This window comes from Pseudomonas borbori (assembly GCF_900115555.1).
Classification (GTDB): Bacteria; Pseudomonadota; Gammaproteobacteria; order Pseudomonadales; family Pseudomonadaceae; genus Aquipseudomonas; species Aquipseudomonas borbori.
In genome coordinates, this window is the sequence record NZ_FOWX01000007.1 from 1 (window position 1) to 23,714 (window position 23,714).

At 65.8% G+C, this 23,714-nt stretch carries 16 protein-coding genes and 2 pseudogenes; 10 read left to right on the forward strand and 8 right to left on the reverse strand.

Annotated elements, in window-relative coordinates; translation table 11 throughout:
• The 3 genes from BM315_RS06700 to BM315_RS06710 all read right to left on the reverse strand — a co-directional run.
• A partial coding sequence (locus BM315_RS06700; RefSeq protein WP_170862170.1) for a transposase domain-containing protein occupies positions 1 to 225 on the reverse strand: 225 nt, incomplete at its 3' end.
• 124 nt (positions 226 to 349) lie between these two features.
• Positions 350 to 1,273, reverse strand: coding sequence for a MalM family protein (locus BM315_RS06705; RefSeq protein ID WP_090499108.1), 924 nt, complete (start codon positions 1,271 to 1,273; stop codon positions 350 to 352).
• A 274-nt stretch (positions 1,274 to 1,547) separates the two neighbouring features.
• Positions 1,548 to 2,819 carry a maltoporin gene (locus tag BM315_RS06710; protein WP_090499110.1) on the reverse strand — a complete coding sequence of 424 codons (1,272 nt, stop codon included), beginning with the start codon at positions 2,817 to 2,819 and terminating at the stop codon, positions 1,548 to 1,550.
• A 384-nt stretch (positions 2,820 to 3,203) separates the two neighbouring features.
• Here BM315_RS06710 and BM315_RS06715 point away from each other — a divergent pair, with 384 nt between their 5' ends.
• From BM315_RS06715 to BM315_RS06725, 4 genes and pseudogenes are all read left to right on the forward strand, one after another.
• Positions 3,204 to 3,389, forward strand: a complete 186-nt coding sequence (locus tag BM315_RS06715; protein WP_090499111.1) for a hypothetical protein — start codon at positions 3,204 to 3,206, stop codon at positions 3,387 to 3,389.
• A 1,060-nt stretch (positions 3,390 to 4,449) separates the two neighbouring features.
• Positions 4,450 to 4,605 (forward strand): annotated as a pseudogene (locus BM315_RS25415) (HAMP domain-containing protein); the annotation flags it as partial.
• Positions 4,606 to 4,734: 129 nt separating this feature from the next.
• Positions 4,735 to 5,460, forward strand: coding sequence for a methyl-accepting chemotaxis protein (locus tag BM315_RS25420; RefSeq protein ID WP_425287772.1), 726 nt, complete (start codon positions 4,735 to 4,737; stop codon positions 5,458 to 5,460).
• 195 nt (positions 5,461 to 5,655) lie between these two features.
• Positions 5,656 to 6,189 carry an REP-associated tyrosine transposase gene (locus BM315_RS06725; RefSeq protein ID WP_090499115.1) on the forward strand — a complete coding sequence of 178 codons (534 nt, stop codon included), beginning with the start codon at positions 5,656 to 5,658 and terminating at the stop codon, positions 6,187 to 6,189.
• Between the two features lie 228 nt (positions 6,190 to 6,417).
• Here the strand turns inward: BM315_RS06725 and BM315_RS06730 are convergent, their stop codons facing one another.
• Both BM315_RS06730 and BM315_RS06735 read right to left on the reverse strand, forming a co-directional pair.
• Complete coding sequence (locus BM315_RS06730) at positions 6,418 to 7,497, reverse strand: protein kinase family protein (protein ID WP_090499117.1); 1,080 nt, start codon at positions 7,495 to 7,497, stop codon at positions 6,418 to 6,420.
• A gap of 86 nt (positions 7,498 to 7,583) precedes the next feature.
• Complete coding sequence (locus BM315_RS06735; RefSeq protein ID WP_090499119.1) at positions 7,584 to 9,644, reverse strand: alpha-amylase; 2,061 nt, start codon at positions 9,642 to 9,644, stop codon at positions 7,584 to 7,586.
• A gap of 254 nt (positions 9,645 to 9,898) precedes the next feature.
• On the opposite strand from BM315_RS06735, the gene malE reads away from it, so the two are divergent.
• The 6 genes from malE to malK all read left to right on the forward strand — a co-directional run bounded on the left by malE (position 9,899) and on the right by malK (position 19,833).
• On the forward strand, positions 9,899 to 11,086 hold the full coding sequence (malE, locus tag BM315_RS06740) for a maltose/maltodextrin ABC transporter substrate-binding protein MalE (RefSeq protein WP_090499121.1): 1,188 nt from the start codon (positions 9,899 to 9,901) through the stop codon (positions 11,084 to 11,086).
• Between the two features lie 66 nt (positions 11,087 to 11,152).
• Positions 11,153 to 12,709: a maltose ABC transporter permease MalF gene (gene malF / locus BM315_RS06745; protein WP_170862171.1), complete on the forward strand. Its 1,557-nt coding sequence runs from the start codon at positions 11,153 to 11,155 to the stop codon at positions 12,707 to 12,709.
• A 10-nt stretch (positions 12,710 to 12,719) separates the two neighbouring features.
• Complete coding sequence (gene malG / locus BM315_RS06750; RefSeq protein WP_090499125.1) at positions 12,720 to 13,610, forward strand: maltose ABC transporter permease MalG; 891 nt, start codon at positions 12,720 to 12,722, stop codon at positions 13,608 to 13,610.
• Between the two features lie 279 nt (positions 13,611 to 13,889).
• The gene (malT, locus tag BM315_RS06755) at positions 13,890 to 16,634 is read left to right on the forward strand and encodes an HTH-type transcriptional regulator MalT (protein WP_090499127.1); all 2,745 of its coding nucleotides are present in this window, start codon (positions 13,890 to 13,892) and stop codon (positions 16,632 to 16,634) included.
• Positions 16,635 to 16,944: 310 nt separating this feature from the next.
• Complete coding sequence (locus BM315_RS06760) at positions 16,945 to 18,573, forward strand: alpha-glucosidase (RefSeq protein ID WP_090499128.1); 1,629 nt, start codon at positions 16,945 to 16,947, stop codon at positions 18,571 to 18,573.
• A 144-nt stretch (positions 18,574 to 18,717) separates the two neighbouring features.
• Complete coding sequence (malK, locus tag BM315_RS06765) at positions 18,718 to 19,833, forward strand: maltose/maltodextrin ABC transporter ATP-binding protein MalK (RefSeq protein WP_090499130.1); 1,116 nt, start codon at positions 18,718 to 18,720, stop codon at positions 19,831 to 19,833.
• A gap of 153 nt (positions 19,834 to 19,986) precedes the next feature.
• Here malK and BM315_RS06770 read toward each other — a convergent pair.
• The 3 genes and pseudogenes from BM315_RS06770 to BM315_RS06780 form a co-directional block, all read right to left on the reverse strand.
• Positions 19,987 to 20,989: pseudogene (locus tag BM315_RS06770) on the reverse strand (putative bifunctional lysylphosphatidylglycerol flippase/synthetase).
• Entirely contained in the window at positions 20,986 to 22,233 is a 1,248-nt protein-coding gene (clsB, locus tag BM315_RS06775; protein ID WP_090499132.1) for a cardiolipin synthase ClsB, read from the reverse strand. The pseudogene BM315_RS06770 and the gene clsB overlap by 4 nt, the downstream one beginning before the upstream one ends.
• Positions 22,230 to 23,015, reverse strand: a complete 786-nt coding sequence (locus BM315_RS06780) for an endonuclease/exonuclease/phosphatase family protein (protein WP_090499134.1) — start codon at positions 23,013 to 23,015, stop codon at positions 22,230 to 22,232. The genes clsB and BM315_RS06780 overlap by 4 nt, the downstream gene beginning before the upstream one ends.
• Positions 23,016 to 23,714: the final 699 nt, after the last annotated feature.

The following is a 23,714-nucleotide window of genomic DNA, read 5'->3' on the forward strand; positions in this document are numbered from 1 at the left end:
GCGGCTGACCACATCCCACGCCGACATGCGCCGGAAAAACGCCATGGCGATTACGCACCAGAGCATCATTTCCAGCGGCAAACGCCGCTTGCGCAGGGTCGCTACACCTGCCTGCTCGAGTGCCTGCTCGACCAAAGAAGGATCGAGTAAGGCATCCAGTCCCTCGATTGCGCTGGGAGTGGAGGCGATGTTGTGGGTGAGTTCCAGTGCCCGAGCGAGACGCATAAAAAAATCCGATGCCAATACTGGCATCGGATTTTGATTTCTTGCGGCCAAAGGTCAAGCAAGAGGGCTTAACTGATCGGCATTAGCCAGTGGCCGCCCGAAATACATCCCTGGAGAGGATTGCTTACTTGATCTGGATACGCTCGAGCAGGTAGGCCTTGGCGCTGTCGTCGCCGATGCGGGCGGCTTCGTCGGCCAGGCGCAGGGCGCGCTCCAGGTCCTGATTGGCCAGGGCGGCATCGATGCCCTGGCGGTAGTAGGCCTGGGTTTCCGGCAACACCGCCGGCGCAGGAACGCTGGGCAGCTGGTTGCCCATTTCCATGCCCATGCTGCGCGGTGGCACGTAGCTGTTGGCCTGCTGGCCACCAGGCTGGTCCTCGATCAGCACCAGCTTGATGATGCCTTCCGGCACGTGCTTGGCGACCAGGTCGGGAATATTCGGCGGCTGGTTGCCGCGGGCCTTGGCGTAGGCCTTGGCCGGATGCTCGATGATGGTTTTTCCAGCCATCTGCGCGGCGCTGGTATAGAGCACCAGATAGTTCTCGTTGCCGGGGTTGTCCAGGTACAGCCGGTCCACTCGCACGCGGGCATCCAGGCTGTCGCCCTTGAGGCCCTGGGCGGGTACATAGCGGAAGTCTTCCACGCCGAGCAGGCGGGTGGTGTGGAAGCGGCCGTCGAGCAGCATGGCGTTAGGCGCCAGCACGCTATCGCCGGCCTGGCTGTACAGGCGGATCTCGAAGGAGCGGCTGTTTTGCGGCAGTTTGAACGCGCGGAAGAAGCTCTTGCCGCTCTTGAACTCGAAGGCTGGGGCGTGGCGATCGATCACCACGTTGCCGCTGAAGCCGGGTTCCAGCGGGGTGTAGGGCAGGGTATCGAGACCGCTGCAGCAGTTCGGCGCCGCGGCGAGGGCTGCGACCGCCGAATCCTGGGAAATATCGAGGGGCGCGGGTGTCTGGCTCAGGGCATCGACACGGCGCAGGGAGTCGCCGGCGCAGCCTGTCAGCAGCAGTCCGAGCAGTGCGATAGCGGTTGTTCTGAAGTGCGGCATGGTTGTTCCTCTTATTCTGTTCACGCCTGTGAGTCCTGTGCACGATCAGTTACGCTCGGTTGCGCGTGCTGCGTGGGCGAACTCTTTGAAAAAGAGCCCCGGCCTGTTGCAGGTCCGGGGCAAAAACTACTGGAGCAGCGTTTGAAGCATTGACCGGCTAAAGCCCCCGGATGCAACGGGAGGTAGGGTGCGCCGTGCGCACCATTGGCTATAGGCACTTGGCCTGCGAGCACCTGGTGCGCATAGCGCACCCTACGGGACGGTCAGGATTGCGTTACCACCAGGCTTCGGCCTGTACGCCAAAGGTCAGGCCGTTGTCGTCGCCGACCTCGACCGACTCGCTGGCGGCGTTGTACTTGTCGCCGTCCCACATGGCGTAGGTGGCGAACACGCGGATCTGCGGGCGTGCCCAGAAGCTGCTGCCGGCCGACCACTGCTGGGCCAGGGTGATCTTCTTCAGGTCGACGGTGTCGGCGCCATCGGCTTGCGGGTCGATCTGGTCGTAGCCGAACTCCAGGGCGGTGCTCATCACGTTGTCCCACTTGTAGACCGGGCGCACGCCGAAGGACAACCACTCCTGGCCGGAGTCGTTGTCGAAGTCCTTGTTCTCGTAGATCTGCACATACATCATTTCGATGTTGTCGCCGAGCGCCACCACGCCCTGGTTGACCAGGCGCTGCATGTCGCCGTCGCTGTTGCCAGTAGTGTTGCGCCCGCTGGAGCCGATGATGCCGTCGGTGCCGTACTGCAGGGCCAGTTTGTTGAAGCCGCCGAACCAGTTGCCCTGGACGTGCTCCAGGGTGACCATGTGGCCCTTGTTGTCGTTGAAACCCGGGTCTTTCTCCTGCTCGTCGGTCAGGTTGGCCTTGCCGAAGTCGTAGCCGAACTCCAGCTTGCCGTCGGTGTTGAAGGCGATGTCGTTGAGACGGAAGTCGAAGGTGTCGTTGGCCACGTTGGTGCCGGCGCCGGCGCCATCGTAGACCCAGTCGCCATCGGTGTTGCGCATCCAGGCGACATGCGCCTTGGCAAAGCCCAGGTCGATGTTCTCGATACCGGCACCGGGGCCGGAGACATCCCAGTAGTAGTAGTCGTTGATGTGCACGTCATGGCGCTGGTAGTAGCGCTTGCCGGCCCACAGGGTGGAGCCGGGCAGCATGCTCAGGACGTTCTTGCCCTGCACGTTGAACTGGCGGATCGAGCTGGTGCCGTCGCCGAACGGATTGTCCTCGCTGTCGGTGGCTTCCCAGTCGTTCTCCTGGCCGGAGACGTAGGCGATCATGCTGTCGACGTAGAAGCTCTGCTCGCCTTCCTTCCAGACTTCCTGGCCCAGGCCGATCTCCGCATAGGTCTCGCACTCGTTTCCCAGGCGGTACTTGGCCGGGGCGCCGGCGGCCTGGAAGCAGGCCTGGTCGCCGCCACCGGCGGTGGCGCCGATGCCGGAACGCAGGTAGCCATGGAAGTCCACGGCCAGGGCCGGGGTCGCCAGGAGCATGGCGGCGAGCAGGGCGCTGGGGCGGAACAGTTGTGCAGGTTGGATCTTGTTCATCGTGGGACCTTTTTTTGTTGTTGGGTGTTGCCGCTGACTGGATGGCTGCATGCCGAAGGAGGCGTAAGGCGACCGGGTGCTGAGCAGCAGGACTCGGTGGCAGCTGTGCTCAAGAGTCGAGGAAGGTGTTGGGTGGCACATCCTCCCAGCCGATTTTTTTCAAGGAGGAGTGCCGGGGGCGTAGCGCGATTAGCCGGGAGTACTGCGGAAGTGACAGGTTCTACGCCGACGCCCTACGCCCCGAAAAAACCATCGCGGGGAGGTAGGACGCGCGCGCCAGGGACGGCAAGCTGGCGTTGCCGATCCGGGCCGTGCGGCCTTTCATCGCGGCACCACGGCCGCGCAATCGGATGCGCTCAACAACGACAACAATGGAGCATTACGATGAACCGATTCCTGCGCGGCGCCGGGCTGGTCCTGGCGATGACACCGCTGGCCTACCCTTGCAGCAACCTGTTCAAGGCCGCCGAAGCCGGTCCCTTATGGGCGCTCGGCATGCCCCTTCTCGTGGTGGATCTGGCACGCCTGCCTGGCGCCGCCACGTCGCCGAGTCGCCACCCGCGCGGCTGACGCTCCTCTATCCCGATTACCCCGACCGGAGCCATCCATGCCGTTCTCCACCAGGCTTGCCACCCTGCGTTGCGGCTTCCTGCCGCGGCTGTACCTGCTGATCGCTGCGCTGACCCTGTTGCTGGTGCTGCTCGGCGGCAGCAGCCTGGGCGCCATCGCCGACCTGCGGGACAACACCGAGCGCCTCGCACAGACCACCACACGCCTGCAGGCCAGCCAGAATTTCTACAGCGTGCTGCAGGGGCTGACCCAGAACCTCGCCGATGCCCTGGCCGCCGATCAGGCCGCCAGCCTGGACAAGTTCGGCGCCGAACATGGCCGCCGGGCCACCCAGGCGGCCGGCCTGCTCGCCGACCTGCGCGGTTCGGGCCCGGTCGCCGATGCCCCGGCGCTTGCGGCGCTGGAGCAACTGCTGGGGCAACTGGATGACCAGGCCCGGGGGTTGTTGCGGGCCCAGCGTGCGCTGCTGGAACGGGTCGATACGACTGCCGTGGCGCTGCGTGACCTGCAACTGCAACTGTCGCGCTTCAAGCAGGACCTGCTCAGGGTCCAGTTCACCAGCAAGGACGACTACGTGGCCTATTCGGTCAAGCAGTTCATCATTCCCCTGGAGCAGGTCGAGGCGCTGATCTTCGATGCGCTCGGCACCGCGTCGCCGCAGCGCCTGCAAGAAGCCGAGGCCAAGGTCAGGGAGCGCCTGCCGGCGTTGCGCAAGAAGCTCGGCAACGTCCTCGACGACCTCAAGCCGCATCAGGACAGCCGCACCGACTATGCCCATACCTACCTCGGCGAATTCGCCGAGATCGAGGCCAATATCCTGCTCGACGGTCAGGGCACCCTGGCGCGTTACGCTGGCTGGCTGGCCGACAAGCAGCGCAATCGCCAGCGCAAGCGTCAGTTGCAGGAGCTGCAGGAACAGCTGCGCGGGCAGGTCGGCCAGCTGATCCAGGCGGCCGAGCGCGATGCCCAGCAGCAACTGGCCCAGGCCCGCGCCACCTATCAGGACGGCTTCGAGCGCCTGCTGCTGATCGTTGCCCTGTCGCTGGGCATCGCCCTGAGCATGGGTATCTGGCTCAGCCGCACCATGCGCCAGGCGCTGCGCGCGGTGTCCGGTGCACTGAACCGGCTGGCCGAGGGTGACCTGCGCGGCCACTGCGAGTATCGCCACAACGACGAGTTCGGCCGGGTCGCCGCCGACCTCAATCGGGTTGCCGGCAACCTGCGTGACGCCCTGGCCCAGCTGGGCCGCGCCGCCGACCAACAGGACGCGATTGCCCGCGGCAACGCCGCCTCCTGCGCCGACGCGCGCCAGGGCCTGGAGCAGCAGCGCGCGAGCACCGCGACCCTGGCCGCCAGCCTGACCGAACTGGAGTCGAGCTTCGCCGAGGTCGCCCGGCATGCCGGGGACAGCGCCGAGCGGGTCGCCGCTGTCGAGGACTCGGTGAACGGCGGCAGCCGGATCATGACCGCCGCCATCGACAGCACCCAGGAGCTGGCCGAGCAGCTGCAGGGCAGCGTGCGCGAGATCGCCCAGGTCGAGGCGTTCGGCGAGCAGATCGGCCAGATTCTCGCGGTGATCCGCAGCATCGCCGAGCAGACCAACCTGCTCGCGTTGAATGCCGCGATCGAGGCCGCCCGCGCCGGCGAGCAGGGCCGTGGTTTCGCCGTGGTCGCCGACGAGGTGCGCCACCTGGCCCTGCGCACCGCCAGTTCCACCGGCGAGATCCAGCTGCGCATCGAGCGCTTGGCCCAGGGCATCCAGGCGGCGGTGCAATCGGTGGAGCTGAGCCGCCAGCGCATGCAGGCCAACCTGGCTCAGGTCAGCCAGGCCGACGGAGTGATGCAACGGATCCGCGAGCAGGTCGGCGCTATCGCCGGCATGGCCCGGCAGATCAGCCAGGCCACGGCCCAGCAGCAACTGGCGACCGAGGAGGTGGCGCGCAGCATGCACGACATCCACGGGGTGGCCGAAGGCAATATGCAGCGCATCGTCGGCATCAGCGAAACCAGCGTGCGCCAGGCCGAAATGGTCGGTGAGCAGCAGGCGCTGTGCGGGCGTTACCTGACCTGAGCGGTCAACGCTTGGTGCGCATGGCGCACCCTACGGCATCCGGCGCGACCATTATGGGGGCTGCGCTGCGCGCATCAGCAGGTGCTCTCGCGACGGCGCTCGATATGTTCACAAGCTCTGAATGTTCCCGCGTAGGGTGCGCCGTGCGCACCATGGCCTATCCTTGCGGGGCGATCAACGTTGAGGAGACAGGGAATGTCCGACTACCGCCGCGCCCGGGATGCGGGTGCCTGCTATTTCTTCACCCTGGTGACCCACCAGCGCCAGCCACTGCTGACCCAACCGCGGTTACGTGAGGCCCTGCGCCTGGCCATCGTCCAGGTGCGCCAGCGTTATCCGTTCGCCATCCGCGGCTGGGTGCTGCTGCCCGATCATCTGCATTGCCTGTGGCAGATGCCCGAGGGCGATGCCGACTTTGGGCGGCGCTGGTCGATGATCAAGCGGTTGACCAGCCAGGCTTTCCCCAGCGATGGCGCTGTCAGCCTGAGCCGCCACCTGCGCCGCGAGTCTGGGCTGTGGCAGCGGCGCTTCTGGGAACACCACATCCGCGATGACGAGGATTGCCGTCGGCACCTGGATTATCTGCACTGGAATCCGGTGCGCCACGGCCTGGTCGAACGGGTAGTCGATTGGCCCTGGTCGAGCTATCACCGCCTGGTGCGCGAGGGCGTTTATCCGGCGGATTGGGGCGGTGCGGGGGACGACGATAGGGGCGCGTTCGGCGAGTGATCGTGCAAGCCGCGGTGCGCATGGCGCATCCTACGAAATGCTGCGCCTTACAGTCCCGTAGGGTGCGCCGTGCGCACCGGGGTTAAACGCTTATCTGTCGGGCCAACTACCGATCAAGCTGTTGTCGTTGGATGGAGAGGTATGTGGCGAATAACCGCGTAAGTCGCGGTGCGCACGGCGCACCCTACGAAATGCTGCGCTGTTCTGGGATGGCGATGCTTCCGCAGGTTAACCGCCGATCTGCCAGGCCAGGGCCTGTTCCCGTGCCTGCTCAAGCTGCTGCCGCCAGGCAGCCACGGGCTTGTCTTGCAGCAGGTCCAGGCGTTGCAACTCTGTAGCCTGAGCGTCCAGGCAATCTGTCAGCCAATCCAGGCGCTGCAGGGTCAGGGGCGTGCAGGTCTGGCCCTGCAGGTCGTCGTCCAGGTCGCTCCAGTGCGAGCGCCAGGCTTCGCGCAGGTAGAGGCGGGCGAGGTCGTGGCGCAGGGCCTGTTGCCAGTCGCCGATAATGCCATCCAGCCAGGCCAATACGTTGTGACTTGCCCCGCGCCGGGCCAGGGTCTGGCGCAGGTGCTGGTAGCACTCCAGGGCGATGCGTTTTTCCAGCTCCAGGGCGCTGAGGGCGGCGGCGCTGCCCCGGCGTTGTTCCAGGTCGAGTAGGTAGGCGTAGTAGCTGCGGGTTTCGAAGCGTTCGGCGGCGTGGCACTGCGGGGTCAGCAGGCCGTTGCTGTTGCAGGCGCGCAAGGGATCGAAGCGGTACATATAACCGAAGTCGAACAGGCGGATCTGGCCGTCGTCGAGCAGGTTGCCGGGGCACAGGTCCCAGTCGAAGAAGCCCAGTTGCAGCAGCGCCGAGAGGCTGGCGAACAGCTGCAGCAGGCGGCGTTCGTCCCACTCCTGTACGGCCTCGCCGGCGATCCAGGGCGACAGCAGCAGGCCCTGGCGGTAGCTGGCGTACTGGGTGGCGACTATCCCGCTCAGGGCCGTAGTCCAGGCCGGCTGCTGTTTCAGTGCCTGCAGTTCGGCGCGGCGCTGCACTTCGTTGAGAAAGGAGGTCTGGCCGTTGAGGTTCTGCACCTTGCATTGCGCCCGCGCGCGCTTGAGCGTCCAGAGCCTGCCGCCGGCCTCGATCTGGTAGACCTCGGCGGTCAGGCCGCTGGCGAAGTGGCGACGCACCCAGGGGCTGGCAGCCGTGGTCAGCAGCAGTTGTTCGATGGGCAGCGGGCAGCCGGCGGCTTGGCCGACCTGGATGTCCGCGCCGCTGGCGGCGAAGGTCAGTTGGGCTTGCTGGCGTTGTTGTTCTGGGGTCATAGGGGTACCGAGTCGGAAGGGCGGTGCGCACAGCGCACCCTACGAGGTTCGCGTGATCGTAGGGTGCGCCGTGCGCACCAAGGTTTTCACGGGCCTTGAACGATCACCACCTTGTCGTCGCCGAGGCGGCGGGCGAAGGTGTAGGGTTGGCTGGATAACCGTTCGTGGCTGCCGGCACCGATCGCCGGGTGGCGCGCGCGGAACTGGCCGAGGGTGCGCCAGTGTTCGAGCAGGGCGGCGATCTCCGTCTGGTTGTGCGCATCCCAGTTCATCGGCGAGCGGGTGCCCTGCTGCGGGTCGGAGCCGCTCGGCCCGAGGGGGCGGGCGCTTTCGTCGCCGTAGTAGATCTGCACCGCGCCGGGGCTGAGCAGCAGGGCTGCGGCCAGACCCTGTTGGCGCGCCAGATCGTTGTTCCGTTCGGCGAAGAACAGCGAGGTGTCGTGGGACGAGGCGTAGCTCATGAAGTTGTGTCCTGGCGTGCCCTGCAGCAGCCCGGCGTATTCGTCGTAGCCGCTATCGGCCTGGCTCAGGCAGTTGCTGGCCTTGGCCGCCAGCTCGCCCTGGAAGGCGAAGTTGATCAGGGCGTCGAAGCCGTTGCTCTGGTAGACGTTGGTCTGCGGGCCGTGGCCGAACACCTCGCCGACCATCCAGAACGGGCTACCGCTCATGGGATCAAGGGGGTTGGCGGCCGACCAGTCGGCGCGGGCCTGGTCGGCGGCCTGGCGCAGCGCCGCCCAGCTGTCCAGTTCGACATGCTTGACGGTGTCGGCGCGGAAGCCGTCGACGCCGAATTCGCGCACCCAGAAGGTCAGCCATTCCACCAGGTAGTCGCGCACCCGGTAGCCCTCGCGTGGCACCGCGCGGGTATCGGCCTTGCGCAGCAGCAAGGGCGGCAGCGCCACGGCCTGCTGGCTCTCGGTCTTGAAGTCGGGCAGGAACGCCAGCGAGCCCTTGAGCGGATCGACCAGCACGCTGGGCGGCTGATCGTAGTCGGCGATGCCGGCGCGCAACCAGTCCTTGCCCCACCACTGGTTCCAGGCCGGGTGCTGGTAGTCGAGCAGGTTGTGGTAGGCGTGCAGGTTCTCGTAGCCCTCTGGCCGCCACTCGCTCCAGCGTTGCGGCAGGTACGCGGCCATGCCATTGCGCAGGGCGCCGAAGCCGAGTTGCTGCATGTCGGCCAGGGTCGAGTAGCCGGGGTGGTTGAGCACCACATCGAATAGCACGCGGATGCCGCGGGCGTGGGCCTGGGCGATCAGTTCGCGCAGGTCGTCCTCGTTGCCCATATTGGCGTCCAGGCGGGTGAAGTCCAGGGCGTAGTAGCCGTGGTAACCGTAATGGCGGAAGTCGCCCTGATCGCCGCCGCCGACCCAGCCGTGGATCTGCTCATAGGGTGCGCTGATCCACAGGGCGTTGACGCCCAGCTGCTGCAGGTAGTCGAGCCGGCCGGTCAGGCCCTTGAGGTCGCCGCCGTGGAAGGTGCCGATCTCCTGTTCGCCATCCGGCTGGCGACCGTAGCTGTGGTCGTTGCCCGGGTCGCCGTTGGCGAAGCGGTCGGTGAGGGCGAAGTAGACGGTGGCGTTGCGCCAGTCATGGACCGGCTGCACCTGCGCCGCGGCGGCTTCGAGCAACAGCAGGCCGCCGCTGTGTGGCGCCGGAGTCATCTGCACATGGCCGTCTTCGACCCTCGCCACTTGCCCGCTATAGGCATCGCGCAGCTGCTGCCCGTCGGCGAATACCCGGCTGACGTCGACGCTCAGGGGCTGGCCCTGCCAAGCTGTGCAGGTGGCCTGGCCGGCGGTTTGCGCTTTGACCGGCAGCAGACGCAGGTGCGCTTTGTCGCCGTCCTGGAACAGCAGGCGATAGCGCCCGGCTGCCGGCACCTGCAGGCTCAGGTGGCTGTCGGCCTGCCAGGCCTGACGCTGGTAGAGCGCCAGGGGTTGTGCCGGCTGCGCACCGGCGGGACCGCGCAGGGCCAGCCGACCGGCCTGCAGCTCCAGTTCGCTGCGGTAACGCCGCTCGGCTTCGCTGTGCCAGAGCAGCTGCAGTGGCTGCCGGTCGAGCCAGGCCTGCACCTGCGGGGCGGCCAGGGCGAGTGGGCTGAGCAGGCTGAGAAACAGACTGGCAAGCGGCAGTGACGAGCGGCGCATGGACTTCTCCCAGTACGGTTGAACCGCCATTGAAGTCCGTTTTTGCCTGCTGCGGCAGGCTGAGAAAGGGCGGGGCGCATACTTTATTTTCCCTGTGGCTGGCAGACTACGCCCCCGTCTCTACGCCCTCGCGAGCTGCGCCGGAGGAGGATGTGGTGCGTGCGGTTCTGCCCGACGATGCAAGGGCTGCGCGACCATCCACCGGCATGCAGTGGTTGTGGATCAACAATAAGAAGCCACGAGGATACTTCTCCATGAATAAAAAACTGTTTAGTGCTGCCGCCATCGGCCTGGCCGCCACCCTGAGCCTGCCGCTGCCGACCCAGGCGGCCATCGAGGAAGGCAAGCTGGTCATCTGGATCAATGGCGACAAGGGCTACAAAGGCCTGGCCGAGGTCGGTGAGAAGTTCACCGCGGATACCGGGATCGAAGTCGAAGTGGCGCACCCGGATAGCGCCACCGACAAGTTCCAGCAGGCCGCCGCCACCGGCAACGGCCCGGACATCTTCATCTGGGCCCACGACCGCTTCGGCGAGTGGGCGCAGAGCGGGCTGATCTCGCCGATCAATCCGAGTGCCAAGAGCAAGGAGGCCATCGAGGGTTTCGCCTGGGACGCGGTGACCTACCAGGGCAAATTGTGGGGCTACCCCATGGCCGTGGAAGCCATCGGTCTGATCTACAACAAGGCCCTGGTGCCGACCCCGCCGAAAACCTTCGACGAGGTGCTGGCGCTCAACGCCGAGCTGGCCAAGTCAGGCAAGCGCGCGATCCTCTGGGACTACAACAACACCTACTTCACCTGGCCACTGCTGGCGGCCAACGGCGGTTTTGCCTTCGCCGACGTGGACGGCGGCTACGACGTCAGCCAGACCGGGGTCAGTAACGCCGGCGCCAAGCAGGGCGCGGCCGTACTCAAGGAATTGATCGATGCCGGGGTGATGCCCAAGGGCGCCGACTACAGTGTGGCCGAGGCCGCCTTCAACAAGGGCGAGTCGGCGATGTTTATCAGCGGACCCTGGGCCTGGTCGAACATCCACAAGAGCGGTATCGAGTTTGCTGTCGCCCCCATCCCCGCAGTAGGCGAGGCGGTCAGCCGGCCGTTCACCGGGGTGATGGCCGCGACTCTGAATGCCGCCAGCCCCAACCAGGCTCTGGCCGTGGAGTTCCTCGAGAACTACCTGTTGCAGGTCGAGGGCCTGAAGACGGTCAATGCCGATGTGCCCCTGGGGGCGGTGCCGAACAAGGCCTATATGGCCGAGCTGGCCAAGGATCCGCTGATCAAGGCGACCTTCGACAACGCCGCCATGGGCCGGCCGATGCCCAACGTCCCGGAGATGGGGGCGTTCTGGTCGGCCATGGCGCCGGCCTTGACCAACATCACCTCCGGCCGTCAGACCGTGGACGCCGCACTGGATGACGCTGCCAAGCGCATCGTCAAGTAACGACCGCGCCGCCGTTGGCTGATCGCCACCGGCGGCGCGCCGCGAGGCTATAACTAGATGACCATCATGAATCTTTCTGCCGAACTGGCCAGCCCTGCCATGCCCAAGTCTTTCTCCTTGCCGGTGCTGCGCAAGACCCTGCACTGGTCCGTCTGGGGCCTGTTCAACGCTCTGGCGCTGTATCTGGTGGTGGCGCTCTATGCCCAGCAGCAGATCGCCTTCGCCTTGCTCGGGCTGGTGGTCACAGGTATCGCCAGCTACGTGTTCATCAACAAGAAGGCCTATGCCCACCGCTACATCTACCCGGCGCTGGCGGGCATGTTGGTGTTCGTGATCTTCCCGCTGCTGTACACCGTCGGCATCGGCTTTACCAATTACAGCGCGACCAACCTGCTCAGTTTCGAGCAGGTGCAGCGTTATCACCTCAATCAGACCTATCTGGCCGGCGAGCGCTTCGCCTTCAGCCTGCACCCGGATCAGGCCGGCGAGCTGCGCCTGCGGGTGGATCAGGGCGAGCAGGGCGTGTTCGTCTCGCCGCCACTGCAGGGCGATCCGCTGGTCAGCGAGCCGCTGGAACTGCTGCCGGAAAGCGCCGTGAGCCTGGCCGAAGCCCTGCCGCTGCGCGAGGTGATCCAGCGCCGCAGCGAGCTGGAGCAGTGGGTGCTGCGCGGCGCCGAGGGTGAGTTGCTGCGCCTCTATGGCCTGCGCGAGGTGGCGGCGGTCAAGCCGCTGTATCGCCTGCTGGACAATGGCGACTTGCTCAATACCCGCAGCAATGAGCGGCTGGAGGCCGATCAGGGCAGCGGCTTCTATGTCGACAGCCACGGCAGCAAGGTGGCGCCGGGCTTTACCGTGTACGCCGGCTGGAGCAACTTCGCCCGGGTGCTGAGCGAGCCGAGCATTCGCGACCCCTTCCTCGAGATCTTCGTCTGGACCGTGGCTTTCGCCGGTCTCACTGTGCTCTTCACCCTGGCGTTGGGCCTGGTCCTGGCCAGCCTGCTGCAGTGGGACCTGGTGGGCGGCAAGGCGTTCTACCGGGTCATGCTGATCCTGCCCTATGCGGTGCCGGCCTTTATCTCGATCCTGGTGTTCCGCGGTCTGTTCAACCAGAACTTCGGCGAGATCAACCTGATGCTCGACAGCCTGTTCGGCGTGCGCCCGGACTGGTTCAGCGACCCGACCCTGGCGCGCAGCATGATTCTGCTGGTCAACACCTGGCTCGGCTACCCCTACATGCTGCTGCTGTGCATGGGCCTGCTGCAGGCGATCCCGCGCGACCTCTACGAAGCCTCGGCGATGGACGGCGCAACGCCCCTGGACAACCTGCTGAAGATCACCCTGCCGCTGCTGATCAAGCCGCTGGCACCGTTGCTGATCGCCAGCTTCGCCTTCAACTTCAACAACTTCGTCCTGATCACCCTGTTGACCCGGGGCGGCCCGGACATCATCGGCGCGACCACACCGGCCGGCACCACCGACCTGCTGGTCAGCTACACCTACCGCATCGCCTTCCAGGACTCCGGGCAGAACTTCGCCCTGGCGGCGGCCATCGCCACCCTGATCTTCCTGGTGGTCGGCGGCATGGCCTGGCTAAACCTGAAACTGTCGAAAGTGAAAGTCTGAGGATCCGCAGATGGCAATGGTGCAACCCAAATCCGTGAAATACCGCCTGTGGCTGACCCACCTCGGCCTGCTCGGCTTCATCGGCCTGATCGTGTTTCCGCTGCTGATGGTGGTGTCGATCTCCTTTCGCGAGGGCAACTTCGCCACCGGCAGCCTGCTGCCGGATCAGCCGACCCTGGAACACTGGTCGCTGGCCCTGGGCATTCCCTACACCCTGGCCGACGGCAGCGTGGTCAACCCGCCGTTCCCGGTGCTGACCTGGCTGTGGAACTCGCTGAAGATCGCCTTCATCAGCTCGGCGCTGATCCTCATGCTGTCGACCACCAGCGCCTACGCCTTCGCGCGCATGCGCTTCGCCGGCAAGGGGCCGATCCTCAAGGGTATGCTGATCTTCCAGATGTTCCCGCCGGTGCTGTCGCTGGTGGCGATCTACGCCCTGTTCGACCAGCTCGGCCAGTACGCCGGCTGGCTCGGGGTGAACAGCCATGGTGCGGTGATAGTCGCCTCGTTGGGCGGTATGGCCCTGCATATCTGGACCATCAAGGGCTACTTCGAGAGCATCGACGCCTCCCTGGAGGAGGCCGCCATCGTCGACGGCGCCACCACCTGGCAGGCCTTCGTGCACATCCTGCTGCCGATGAGCGTGCCGATCCTGGCGGTGGTGTTCATCCTCGCCTTCATCACCAGCATCACCGAATACCCGATCGCCTCGGTGCTGCTGATGGACGTGGACAAGCTCACCCTGTCGGTCGGCGCCCAGCAGTACCTGTACGAGCAGAACTACCTATGGGGCGACTTCGCCGCCGCCGCGGTGCTCTCCGGCCTGCCGATCACCGCGGTGTTCCTCTACTGCCAGAAGTGGATAGTCGGCGGCCTGACCGCGGGCGGGGTGAAGGGGTAGGGTGTGTGGGGCCGGCTAGGCTGTGCGCACCATCGGGATTGGCACCCTGGCCCTGCTTGCACCCGGATTGTGGTGTCGCGGCACTAATTGGTGCGCACGGCGCACCCTACGGGTTGTGGTCTCGCGGCATCTATCGATGCGCGCCCTACGGGGTTGACCAACCGGCATACCCGCTATCGGGTTTTGCCGGTTTTGTCGTTTTATAGCGCAGGCTTGAGCCTGCAAGTTGCGTAAGATCTGCCGCTACCCGATACAAAGACAATTGACGGGAGTGATTGTATGAATGCTGCATCAGCTCAGCCGCTGCCGCTGATTCCGGCCAAGCTCTGTGCACCGGCCCTGCATCCCGGCCTGCTCGCCCGGCCGCGCTTCGATGAGTGGCTGCAACGCCTGCCCCAGGTGCGCCTGGCGGTGCTGCAGGCCCCCAGCGGTTTCGGCAAGACGGTGCTGGCCAGCCAGTGGGCGGCGGCCTTCGCCGGTGCGGTGGCCTGGGTCAATCTGGATGACAAGGACAACAATCCGCGCCAGTTCGGCCGCTACCTGCTCAACGCCCTGCATGCCCGCCTCGACGGTGGTTGTGCGCAAAGCCTGGCCTGCGCCGAGCGCGGCGAGGAGGGCCTCGACGGCCTGTTCACCCGCCTGCTCGCCGAGTTGCCGGCTGAGCATCAACCGCTGCTGCTGGTGCTCGACGAATTCGAGGTGCTGCACAACCGCGAACTGATCGCGGCACTGCGTTTCTTCCTGCGCAACAGCCCGGAGTGGCTGACCCTGCTGGTGTGCAGCCGCGGCCTGCCCGATCTCGGCGTCGCCGAACTGCGCATCAAGCAGCAATTGCTGGCGCTGGATGCCAGTCAACTGGCCTTCGAGCACGACGAGGTGCAGAGCCTGCTGGAGCTGGGCCTGCCGATCGCCATCAACCGCGAGCAGGTCGAGCGCCTCAACCGGCGCATCGGTGGCTGGCCCTGCGCCTTGCAGTTGGTTCAGCAGGAAGTGCAGACCGGGCGCGGCATGGACCTGTTCCTCGAGAGCCTGCAACTCGGCCATCCCTATATCCGCGACTACCTGCGCGAACAGGTGCTCGCGGGCCTGGACGCGGCGACCCTGGAGTTCCTCCAGGCCACCTGCCTGCTGGAACGCTTCAGCGCGGCCCTGGCCGACCGCCTGACCGAGAGCTGCAACGGCCGCGAGATGCTCGAACGCCTTGAACGTGCCGGCCTGTTTATCCAGGCGGTGGACAGCTTGCGCCAGTGGTTCACCTATCACCCGTTGTTTGCCTGTTTCCTGCAGAACGAGCTGAGCACCCACCAGCCGCAGCGCATCGCCGAGCTGCACCTGCGCGCGGCCGAGGCGTTGCTGGAAGAGCAGATGGCGGAAGAGGCCGGGCGCCATGCGGTACTCGCCCGCGACCCGCAGCGGGTCGGCCAGATCCTGCAGAGCCATGGTCGGCAGTTCTATCGCCAGGGCCGTTTGGCGCTGCTGCAGCGTTGCCTGGAAGTATTGCCGGAAAGCAGCGTGGCCGCCTCGCCGCTGTTCACCCTGCTGCAGGCCTGGGCCACGCAGAATCAGTATCAGAGCGAGCAGGTCGAGCGCTGGTTGCAGGCTGGCGAAGCGGCGCAGAAGGACCAGCACAGCCCCGAGCAGTGGCAGCGGATCGAGGCCGACTACAAGGCGGTGCGCGCCCAGGTGGCGATCTGCCAGGGCAACCAGCAGCAGGCCATGGCCCTGGCCCGCGAGGCGCTGGCCTTCGAGCCGCTGACCATGCGCACCTCGAAGGTCGTGGCGATGTCGGTGCTGGCCGAGGCGCACTTCGTCCAGGGCGAGCTGCAGCAGGCCCAGCAGCAGCACGAGGAAACCGTGCGCCGCGCGCAGCAGATCGATGCCTCGCACCCGGTGTTGTGGAGCCTCGGCCAGCTGTCGGAGATCGCCATCGCCCAGGGCCATCTGCAGAAAGCCTACAACCTGCAGGAGCGGGCGCTGCAGTACATCGAGCAGGAACAGCTGCCGGTGACCCCGATCATGGAATTCATTCACCGCGTGCGCGGCCAGGTGCTGCTCGAATGGCACCACCTCGATGCGGTGGAACAGTGCGCCCTGCAGGGCCTGGAGATCCTCGATGCGGTGGGCGATCACTGGTTCCTGCAGTGTTATGTGCTGCTCGCCCGGGTCGCCCACGCCCGCGGCCAGCAGAGCGTGTGCGCCGACTATATCGGCAAGCTGCAGAGCCTCTTGGCCGGCGACGACTACCATATCGACTGGCTGGCCAATGCCCATGCGGTAATGCTCACCTACTGGGACTCGACCCAGGACAAGGACAGCATCCAGCAGTGGTTGAGCACCGCGCCGCCGCTCAAGCCCGGGGCCAACCACTTTGCCCAGGGCAATGCGCGCAACCATGTGCGGGCTTATCTGGCGCTGAACCAGAGCGAGCGCGCCGTCCCGATCCTGCGCCAGTTGCAGGTGGATGCCGAACGTCACCAGCTGGTGATGGACCAGAACCGCAACCATATCCTCCAGGCCCAGCTGTTCTGGCAACGCGAGGAGCGCCAGACGGCCCTCGATCATCTGCACCAGGCGCTGACCCTGGCCAGCAGCACCGGGGCGATCGGCAGCTTCCTGCGTCTGGGCAAGCCGCTGATCGGCATGCTCAAGGCATTGCAGCACGAACGCCAGCTGGACGAACTGGAAAGCCAGCGCGCCGACCGCCTGATCCAGCTGGCCCAGCAGCAGCGCGATTTCAGCCGGGCGATTCGCATCACCCTGGACGAGGCGGTGATCCAGGACATCATCAATCGTCCCGACGTGCCCGAGCTGATCCGTCACTCGCCACTGACCCGGCGCGAATGGCAGGTGCTCAGCCTGATCCACGCCGGGCTGTCCAACGAGCAGATTTCCGAACATTTGAATGTGGCACCCACCACCATCAAGACCCATATCCGCAGCCTCTACCAGAAGCTCGCCATCACCCAGCGCAGCGAGGCGGTGCAGCTGGCGCGCAGCCTGTTGAGCAAGATCCAGGGCGAGTAGGGCTGATACGAGCCGTAGGGTGCGCCGTGCGCACCATTGTGGTTGGCGTGCGGCCCTCTTTTTGTGCCCGGATTGCGGCGTTGCGGCTTTATTGGTGCGCGCGGCCTGGGCGGCCCCGCGCACCCTACGCGGTCCGCTGGGTAGGGTGCGCCGTGCGCACCAGGCTCCCAGCACGCATGATCGTTGGCAAAAACTCCTCCCCCTCGGCGGGCGCCAGCTACGCCCGCGAAAACCCCGGTGGGGAGGATGTGACGGCCGTCATGCTTGCCTAGAGTGAAGCCGTCATCACGAACATATAAGGCTTTGATGTATGGCTGTTATCCGCAAGGACTGGTGGCGCGGTGGCGTCATCTATCAGGTTTACCCACGCAGTTTCTTCGACAGCAACGACGACGGTGTCGGCGATCTGCCCGGTGTACTGCTCAAGCTCGACTACATCGCCAGCCTGAATGTCGATGCCATCTGGCTGTCGCCGTTCTTCACCTCGCCGATGAAGGATTTCGGTTACGACGTCGCCGACTACCGCGGGGTCGATCCGCTGTTCGGCAGCCTGGAGGATTTCCAGGCGCTGGTCGCCGCCGCCCACGAGCGCGGCCTGCGCATCATCATCGATCAGGTGCTCAACCACTGCTCGGACCAGCATGAGTGGTTCAAGGAGAGCCGCTCCAGCCGCAGCAACGCCAAGGCCGACTGGTTCGTCTGGGCCGAACCCAACCCGGACGGCACGCCGCCGAACAACTGGCTGTCGGTGTTCGGCGGTTCGGCCTGGAGCTGGGACGGTCGGCGCAAGCAGTACTACCTGCACAACTTCCTGGCCAGCCAGCCGGACCTGAATTTCCACTGCGAGGCGGTGCAGCGGCAGTTGCTCGACGATATGCAGTTCTGGCTGGAACTGGGCGTCGACGGCTTCCGCCTGGATGCGGCCAACTTCTATTTCCATGACCAGCAGCTGCGCAGCAATCCGCCCAACCCGGATATCCGCGAAGGCGGCATCGGTGTGCGCGCCGACAACCCCTACGCCTACCAGCGTCACCTGTACGACAAGACCCAGCCGGAAAATCTCGCCTTCCTGCGCCGCCTGCGCGCGCTGATGGATGCTTATCCGGGCACCGCCACGGTGGCGGAAATCGGCTGCGACAACTCCCTGCGCACCATGGCCGCCTACACCGGCGGCGGTAACACCCTGCACATGGCCTATTCCTTCGACCTGCTGACCGCACAGTGCAGCCCGGCGTTCATCCGTCACACGGTGGAGGCCATCGAGCGCGAACTGGGCGACGGCTGGCCCTGCTGGTCGGTGGGCAACCACGACGTGGTGCGGGTGATCAGCCGCTGGGCGCTGGCCGGCGAGGAAAGCCCGGCGCGCGCGCGCATGCTGATGGCCCTGCTGCTGTCGCTGCGTGGCAGCGTCTGCCTGTACCAGGGCGAGGAGCTGGGCCTGGGCGAAGCCGAGTTGGCCTATGAAGACCTGGTCGACCCCTATGGCATCCGCTTCTGGCCGGACTTCAAGGGCCGCGATGGCTGCCGCACGCCGATGCCCTGGACCCGCGCGGGCGACTATGCCGGTTTCTCCGCCCAGCAGCCCTGGTTGCCGCTGGCCGAGAGCCATCGAGCGCTGGCGGTGGACGTGCAGGAGCAGGATGCGCAGTCGATGCTCAACAGCTACCGGCAGTTTCTCGCCTGGCGTCAGCAGCAGCCACTGCTGATCGAAGGCTCGATCGCCATGCGTCATCACGACGACGCCCTGCTGGTGTTCGAGCGACGCCTGGGCGATGACGCCTGGTTGTGTCTGTTCAATATGAGCGCCACGCCGCGCCGCTACGACCTGCCGCTGATGGTCGAGCCCCTGGATGGCGTACCGGCCAGCACTGCCGAGTTTCTCGGCAGCTGGGTAAACTTGCCGGCCCACGGCTTCGGTTTCGCCCGCCTGCTGGGGTGACGGCGATTGCTTTTGTAGGAGCCAGGGGGACGCCTAGTCCTTGCTGGCGATGTTTTTGATCTGCAAGGTTCGCCAGCAAGCTGGCTCCTACGGGTTCCGGCCTGGTCGAAGTGATTCGCCCCGGCCCTGTTCGAGAGAAATCATATGGCTAGTCTCACCCTGCGCAATATCTGCAAGAGCTACGGCGACATCGCGATCACCCGCGATATCGACCTGGACATCGAGGACGGCGAATTCGTGGTCTTTGTCGGCCCCTCCGGCTGCGGCAAGTCGACCCTGCTACGGCTGATCGCCGGCCTCGAGGACATCAGTTCCGGCGACCTGCTGATCGACGGTCAGCGGGTCAACGAGCTGCCACCGATGGAGAGATCGGTGGGCATGGTGTTCCAGTCCTACGCCCTGTATCCGCACATGACCGTGGCCGAGAACATGGCCTTCGGCCTCAAGCTGGCCAAGGTCGACAAGGGCGCGATCCAGCGCAAGGTCGCCGAGGTCTCGCGCATCCTGCAACTCGACCAGTTGCTCGAACGCAAGCCCAAGGATCTCTCCGGCGGCCAGCGCCAGCGCGTGGCCATTGGCCGCACCCTGGTGCGCGAGCCCAAGGTATTCCTGTTCGACGAACCGCTGTCCAACCTCGACGCCTCGCTGCGGGTGCAGATGCGCATCGAGATCTCGCGCCTGCACCAGCGCCTCAAGGCCACCATGGTCTACGTCACCCACGACCAGGTCGAAGCCATGACCATGGCCGACAAGATAGTGGTGCTCAACGCCGGGCAGATCGCCCAGGTCGGCCAGCCGCTGGAGCTCTACCACTACCCGCGCAACCAGTTCGTCGCCGGCTTCCTCGGCTCGCCGCAGATGAACTTCCTCAAGGTCAGGGCGCTTGGCGCCAGCAGCGAAGCGGTGCAGATCGAGATGCCTGGCGGCTACCGCATGCCGGTGCTGGTCGACGGCAGCGGCGTCGAAGTAGGCGAGGAGCTGACCCTGGGCGTGCGCCCGGAGCATTTCGTCGCGGTGGAACAGGCCGATTTTGCCTTCCACGGCGAAGTCAGCGTGGCCGAGCGTCTGGGCGACCACAACCTGATCTACCTGACCCTGGAAGGGGTCGATCACATCATCACCGTACGCAGCGACGGCAACCAGCGGGTTGCGGTCGGACAGACTTTCGCTGCCGGCCTGATGGCCAACCAATGCCACCTGTTCCGCGCCGACGGCCAAGCCTGCCCGCGGCACTACCGCGAACCGGCGATCTACGGCTGAGAGGGGGTTGTCCTCTGGCAGGCCGTTGAAAAACGTAGGTGAGGTAGGCAATAGCTGCAACTGGTCCTGCCGCCACGGGCGATGCTGACCCTGCGCCCAGTCGCCGCGCCAGCGCCCGCTGCGGCCTAGAACGGGAGCGGCTGCTGGACTGGCTCAAGGCCTGTCGAGCGCCGCCTGCTTGCGCCGGTTGCTCCGGCGCATGCGCTTGGCCCGCATCTCGAGCAGCGCATAGCCGAGCCCGGCCAGCACTAACGGCAGCAGGTAATAGATCACCCGGTAGACGATCAGCCCCGCCAGCAGCATGCCGATCGAGGCCTGCTGCTGCAGCAGGGCGATAAACACCACCTCCAGTACACCGAGACCGGCCGGTATATGGGTGATTACCCCGGCGAAGGCGCTGACCAGCAGGGCGCCAAGCACGGCCGGGTAGCCGAGCCGGGCCGGCAGCAGGATGTCCAGCAGCAGGGCCATCAGCGCCCAGTTGCTGGCGCCGAGGGCGACCTGCAGCAGGCCCATGCCCAGCGAGGGTAGATAGACCTCGTGGCTGCGGATCGTCCAGAAGCGCCGGCGCGAGAAGGCACAGAGCAGCAGATAGCCCAGCAGCAGGGTCAGCAGTCCGCCACCGAGCAGGCGCAAGCCGGGGGATGCCAAGTTCCCAGCCCACCGGCGGCACGACCAGGCCGAGGGCCAGGACCACCCCGAGCAGGCCGCTGTAGCCCAACCAGTTGGTCATCAGGCTGAGGGTGAGCACCTTGGTGATCTCGGACGGACGCAGACCAAGCTGCGAGTAGAGGCGAAAGCGCAGACCGATACTGCCGATCCAGGCGCCGAGATTGAGGCTGAATGCGTAACAGACGAAGGTGACCGGCAGGACCTGCCCGAGCGGCAAGTGGTGGCGGGTGTAGGCGCGGCCGATCAGGTCGAAGCAGCTGTATAGCGCGTAGCTGACGGAGGCGATGGCCGCGGCCAGGAGCAAGGTGCTGGTGCGATAGCCGCGCAGCGCCGCGAGCAGTTCCTGCCAGTCCAGGCGGCGGGTGAGGGCGACCAACAGGCCCAGCACCAGGATAAAGAACGCCAGGCCCAGCAGGCGTTTGCCGAGCGCCGGCCAGTCGCGTCTGGCGCTAGAGACGGTGGGCCGGCGGGGTTGCTTGCTCATTGGCGTTCGCGCCGCAGGGTGTCGTTGCGCGCCGCCTTGGCCCGTGCATGGGGCTGCAGCAGGGCGAGTTTCGCGGTGTGCGCCGGCAGCCAGCCGGTCCAGGCCGGAAAGTGGCGCAGCAAGTGGAAACCGAGGAACACCAGCGGCATCCGCCAGAAGGCTCCGCGCGCCAACTGCGCCTGACTGATCGCCTGGCAATGCTCACTGGACAATGCCTGCAGGTGCTCGAACAACTGCCGATTGAAGGTGCGGTCGCGGATGATCAGGTTGGCCTCCAGGTTCAGCGACAGGCTCAGCGGGTCCAGATTGCTGGAGCCGACGGTGGCCCACTCGTCATCGACCAGGGCCACCTTGCCGTGCAGCGGCCGGCTGTCGTACTCGAGGATGCGCACGCCGCCGCGCAGCAGGTAGTCGTAGAGGATCCGCGCGCTGAAGCGGGCGATCGGCATGTCCGGCTGGCCCTGCAGGATCAGCTCGACCCTGACCCCACGTAGCGCCGCGCGGCGAATCTCGCGCAGCAGACGGTAGCCGGGAAAGAAGTAAGCGTTGACGATCAGCAGGCGCTGGCGCGCGCTGCCGATGGCCTGCAGATATTGCCGCTCGATGTCGTTGCGGTGTTCGCGGTTATCGCGGATGACCAGTTGCGACTGGCCCGAGTCTACGCCCGCCCGGGCGGCGGCCTGACTATCCGGCTTGGCTCTGGCCCGTAGCGTCCAGCCGCGCCGCTGGCGCTCGGGCGGCGCCAGCATGGCCAGAACGAACTGCTGGATATCCTGCACCACCGGGCCTTCGACTTCGACGGCGTAATCCTGTTTGGCCTCGGGGCCAAAATCGGCCAGGTGGTCGGCGGAAAAATTGATCCCGCCGACGAAGGCCTGGCGGCCATCGATCACCACCAGTTTGCGGTGCATGCGGCGGAACAGGTTGGTGCGCATGCCCAGCAGACGGGGCTGTGGGTCGAACATATGCACGCGCACACCAGCCTCGCTCATGGCCGTGACGAACGCGCCACTGAGGTCGGCGGAGCCGTAGCCATCCACCGTCAATTCGACGCTGACCCCGCGTTCGGCAGCGGCAATCAGTTCGCCCTGCAACTGGCTGCCGACCTTGTCCTCGAAGAGGATAAAGGTCTCGATCAGCACCTCCCGTTCGGCCGCGCGAATGGCCGCGAACACCCGCGGAAAAAATGCTTCGCCGTTGATCAGCAGGCTCAGGCGGTTGCCCGCGCGCCAGGGGAAGTTCATAGGCGGATCTCCACCGCCAGCGGCAGGTGGTCGGACAGGTGCGACCAGGGACGGGTCGAGAGTATCCGGGGCTCATGGCTGCTGGCGTTGCGTACGTAGATGCGGTCCAGGCGCAGCAGCGGCCAGCGCGCCGGAAAACTCCGGGCGACCCTGCCGTGGGCCCGCTCGAATACTTCGTGTAGGCCGGCCTCGTCCGCCAGCAGGCGCGCGGCGCGCAGCCGCCAATCGTTGAAGTCCCCGGCCACCACCACCGGCGCCTGGGCCGGCAAGCTGTCGAGCAACTTGCAGAGCAGCTGCAGCTGCTGCTGGCGGTGCTGCTCGCGCAGGCCCAGGTGCACGCAGATGGCGTGCAGCTCGCGTTGCGCGGGCAACTGCAGGACGCAGTGGAGCAGGCCGCGGCACTCCGGCCCGGCGATCGAGATGTCGATGTTGCGTTCGCTGACGATGGGGAACTTCGACAGCAGGGCGTTGCCGTGCTCGCCGTCCGGGTAGACCGCATTGCGGCCATAGGCGAAGTCGTTCCACATGCTGTCGGCGAGAAACTCGTACTGCGGCGTCGGCGGCCAGTTGTGCAGGCGCCGCGAGTGGCGCTCATGGGTCCCCAGCACCTCTTGCAGGAACACCACTTCAGCCGAGACGTTGCGCACCGCATCGCGCAGCTCGTGGAGGATGAAGCGGCGGTTGAACAGGGTGAAGCCCTTGTGGGTGTTCACTGTCAAGATCCGCAGGCTGTGCACCGGCTCGGCATGCTCCAGGGGTTGCCCTGCGTTATCGGTTTTCATCTGTCTGCTCCTGGTTGCGCGTCCAGTGGGCGATTCAGTTCGAGCGGCAACAGCGTCCACTCGCCAGGTCGAAGCGGAAGCCATCCACGTGCATCTCCGCGGCCCAGTGGCGCTGCGAGCCGCGTACATTGTGGAGGCCGGCCAGGGCTCGGGGCAGGGTGGCAGAGACTTCGCCGAGGCCGCCGCTCTTGGCCCACTCGAAGGTGATGAAGAGGATATTGCGTCTGCCCGGCTGGAAGCTGTGAAGTTGCAGATTGGGCTTGCCGAGGGCCGGCAGTTCGACTCCGGCGGCTTTATTTTTGCGGCGTTCTGGCCTGGGGTTTGTCGCGAGGAATCTGCCATCGAATCCTCACGTAAACACGTGATCCAGGCAGGAAGCCGAAACGCAGGCGGTGCGCAGATGCCCTCCCGGTTTGCTGTTCGGAAAAGTACCCGAACAAGAGTGGTGGCCCCGAAACGGGACTCGGTGCGTCGTTGAAAAATACGCAAACTCTTGAGTTTCGGACCAGCAGAACAATCGAGTGTTCCCTCCTTGCGAGCAGGGGGCGCTTCATCCAGTCCTCGCTGCGGGGGAGCAATAGCTGAAACTCAACCTACTCATTGACTATAGTCAGCAGCCCGCAGGATGTGCGTCGTCCCTGGTGTGGAGGCGGCCGGCGGGCCGGCCGCAGAGGATAGTCGAGGCCGATGCGACTGCAC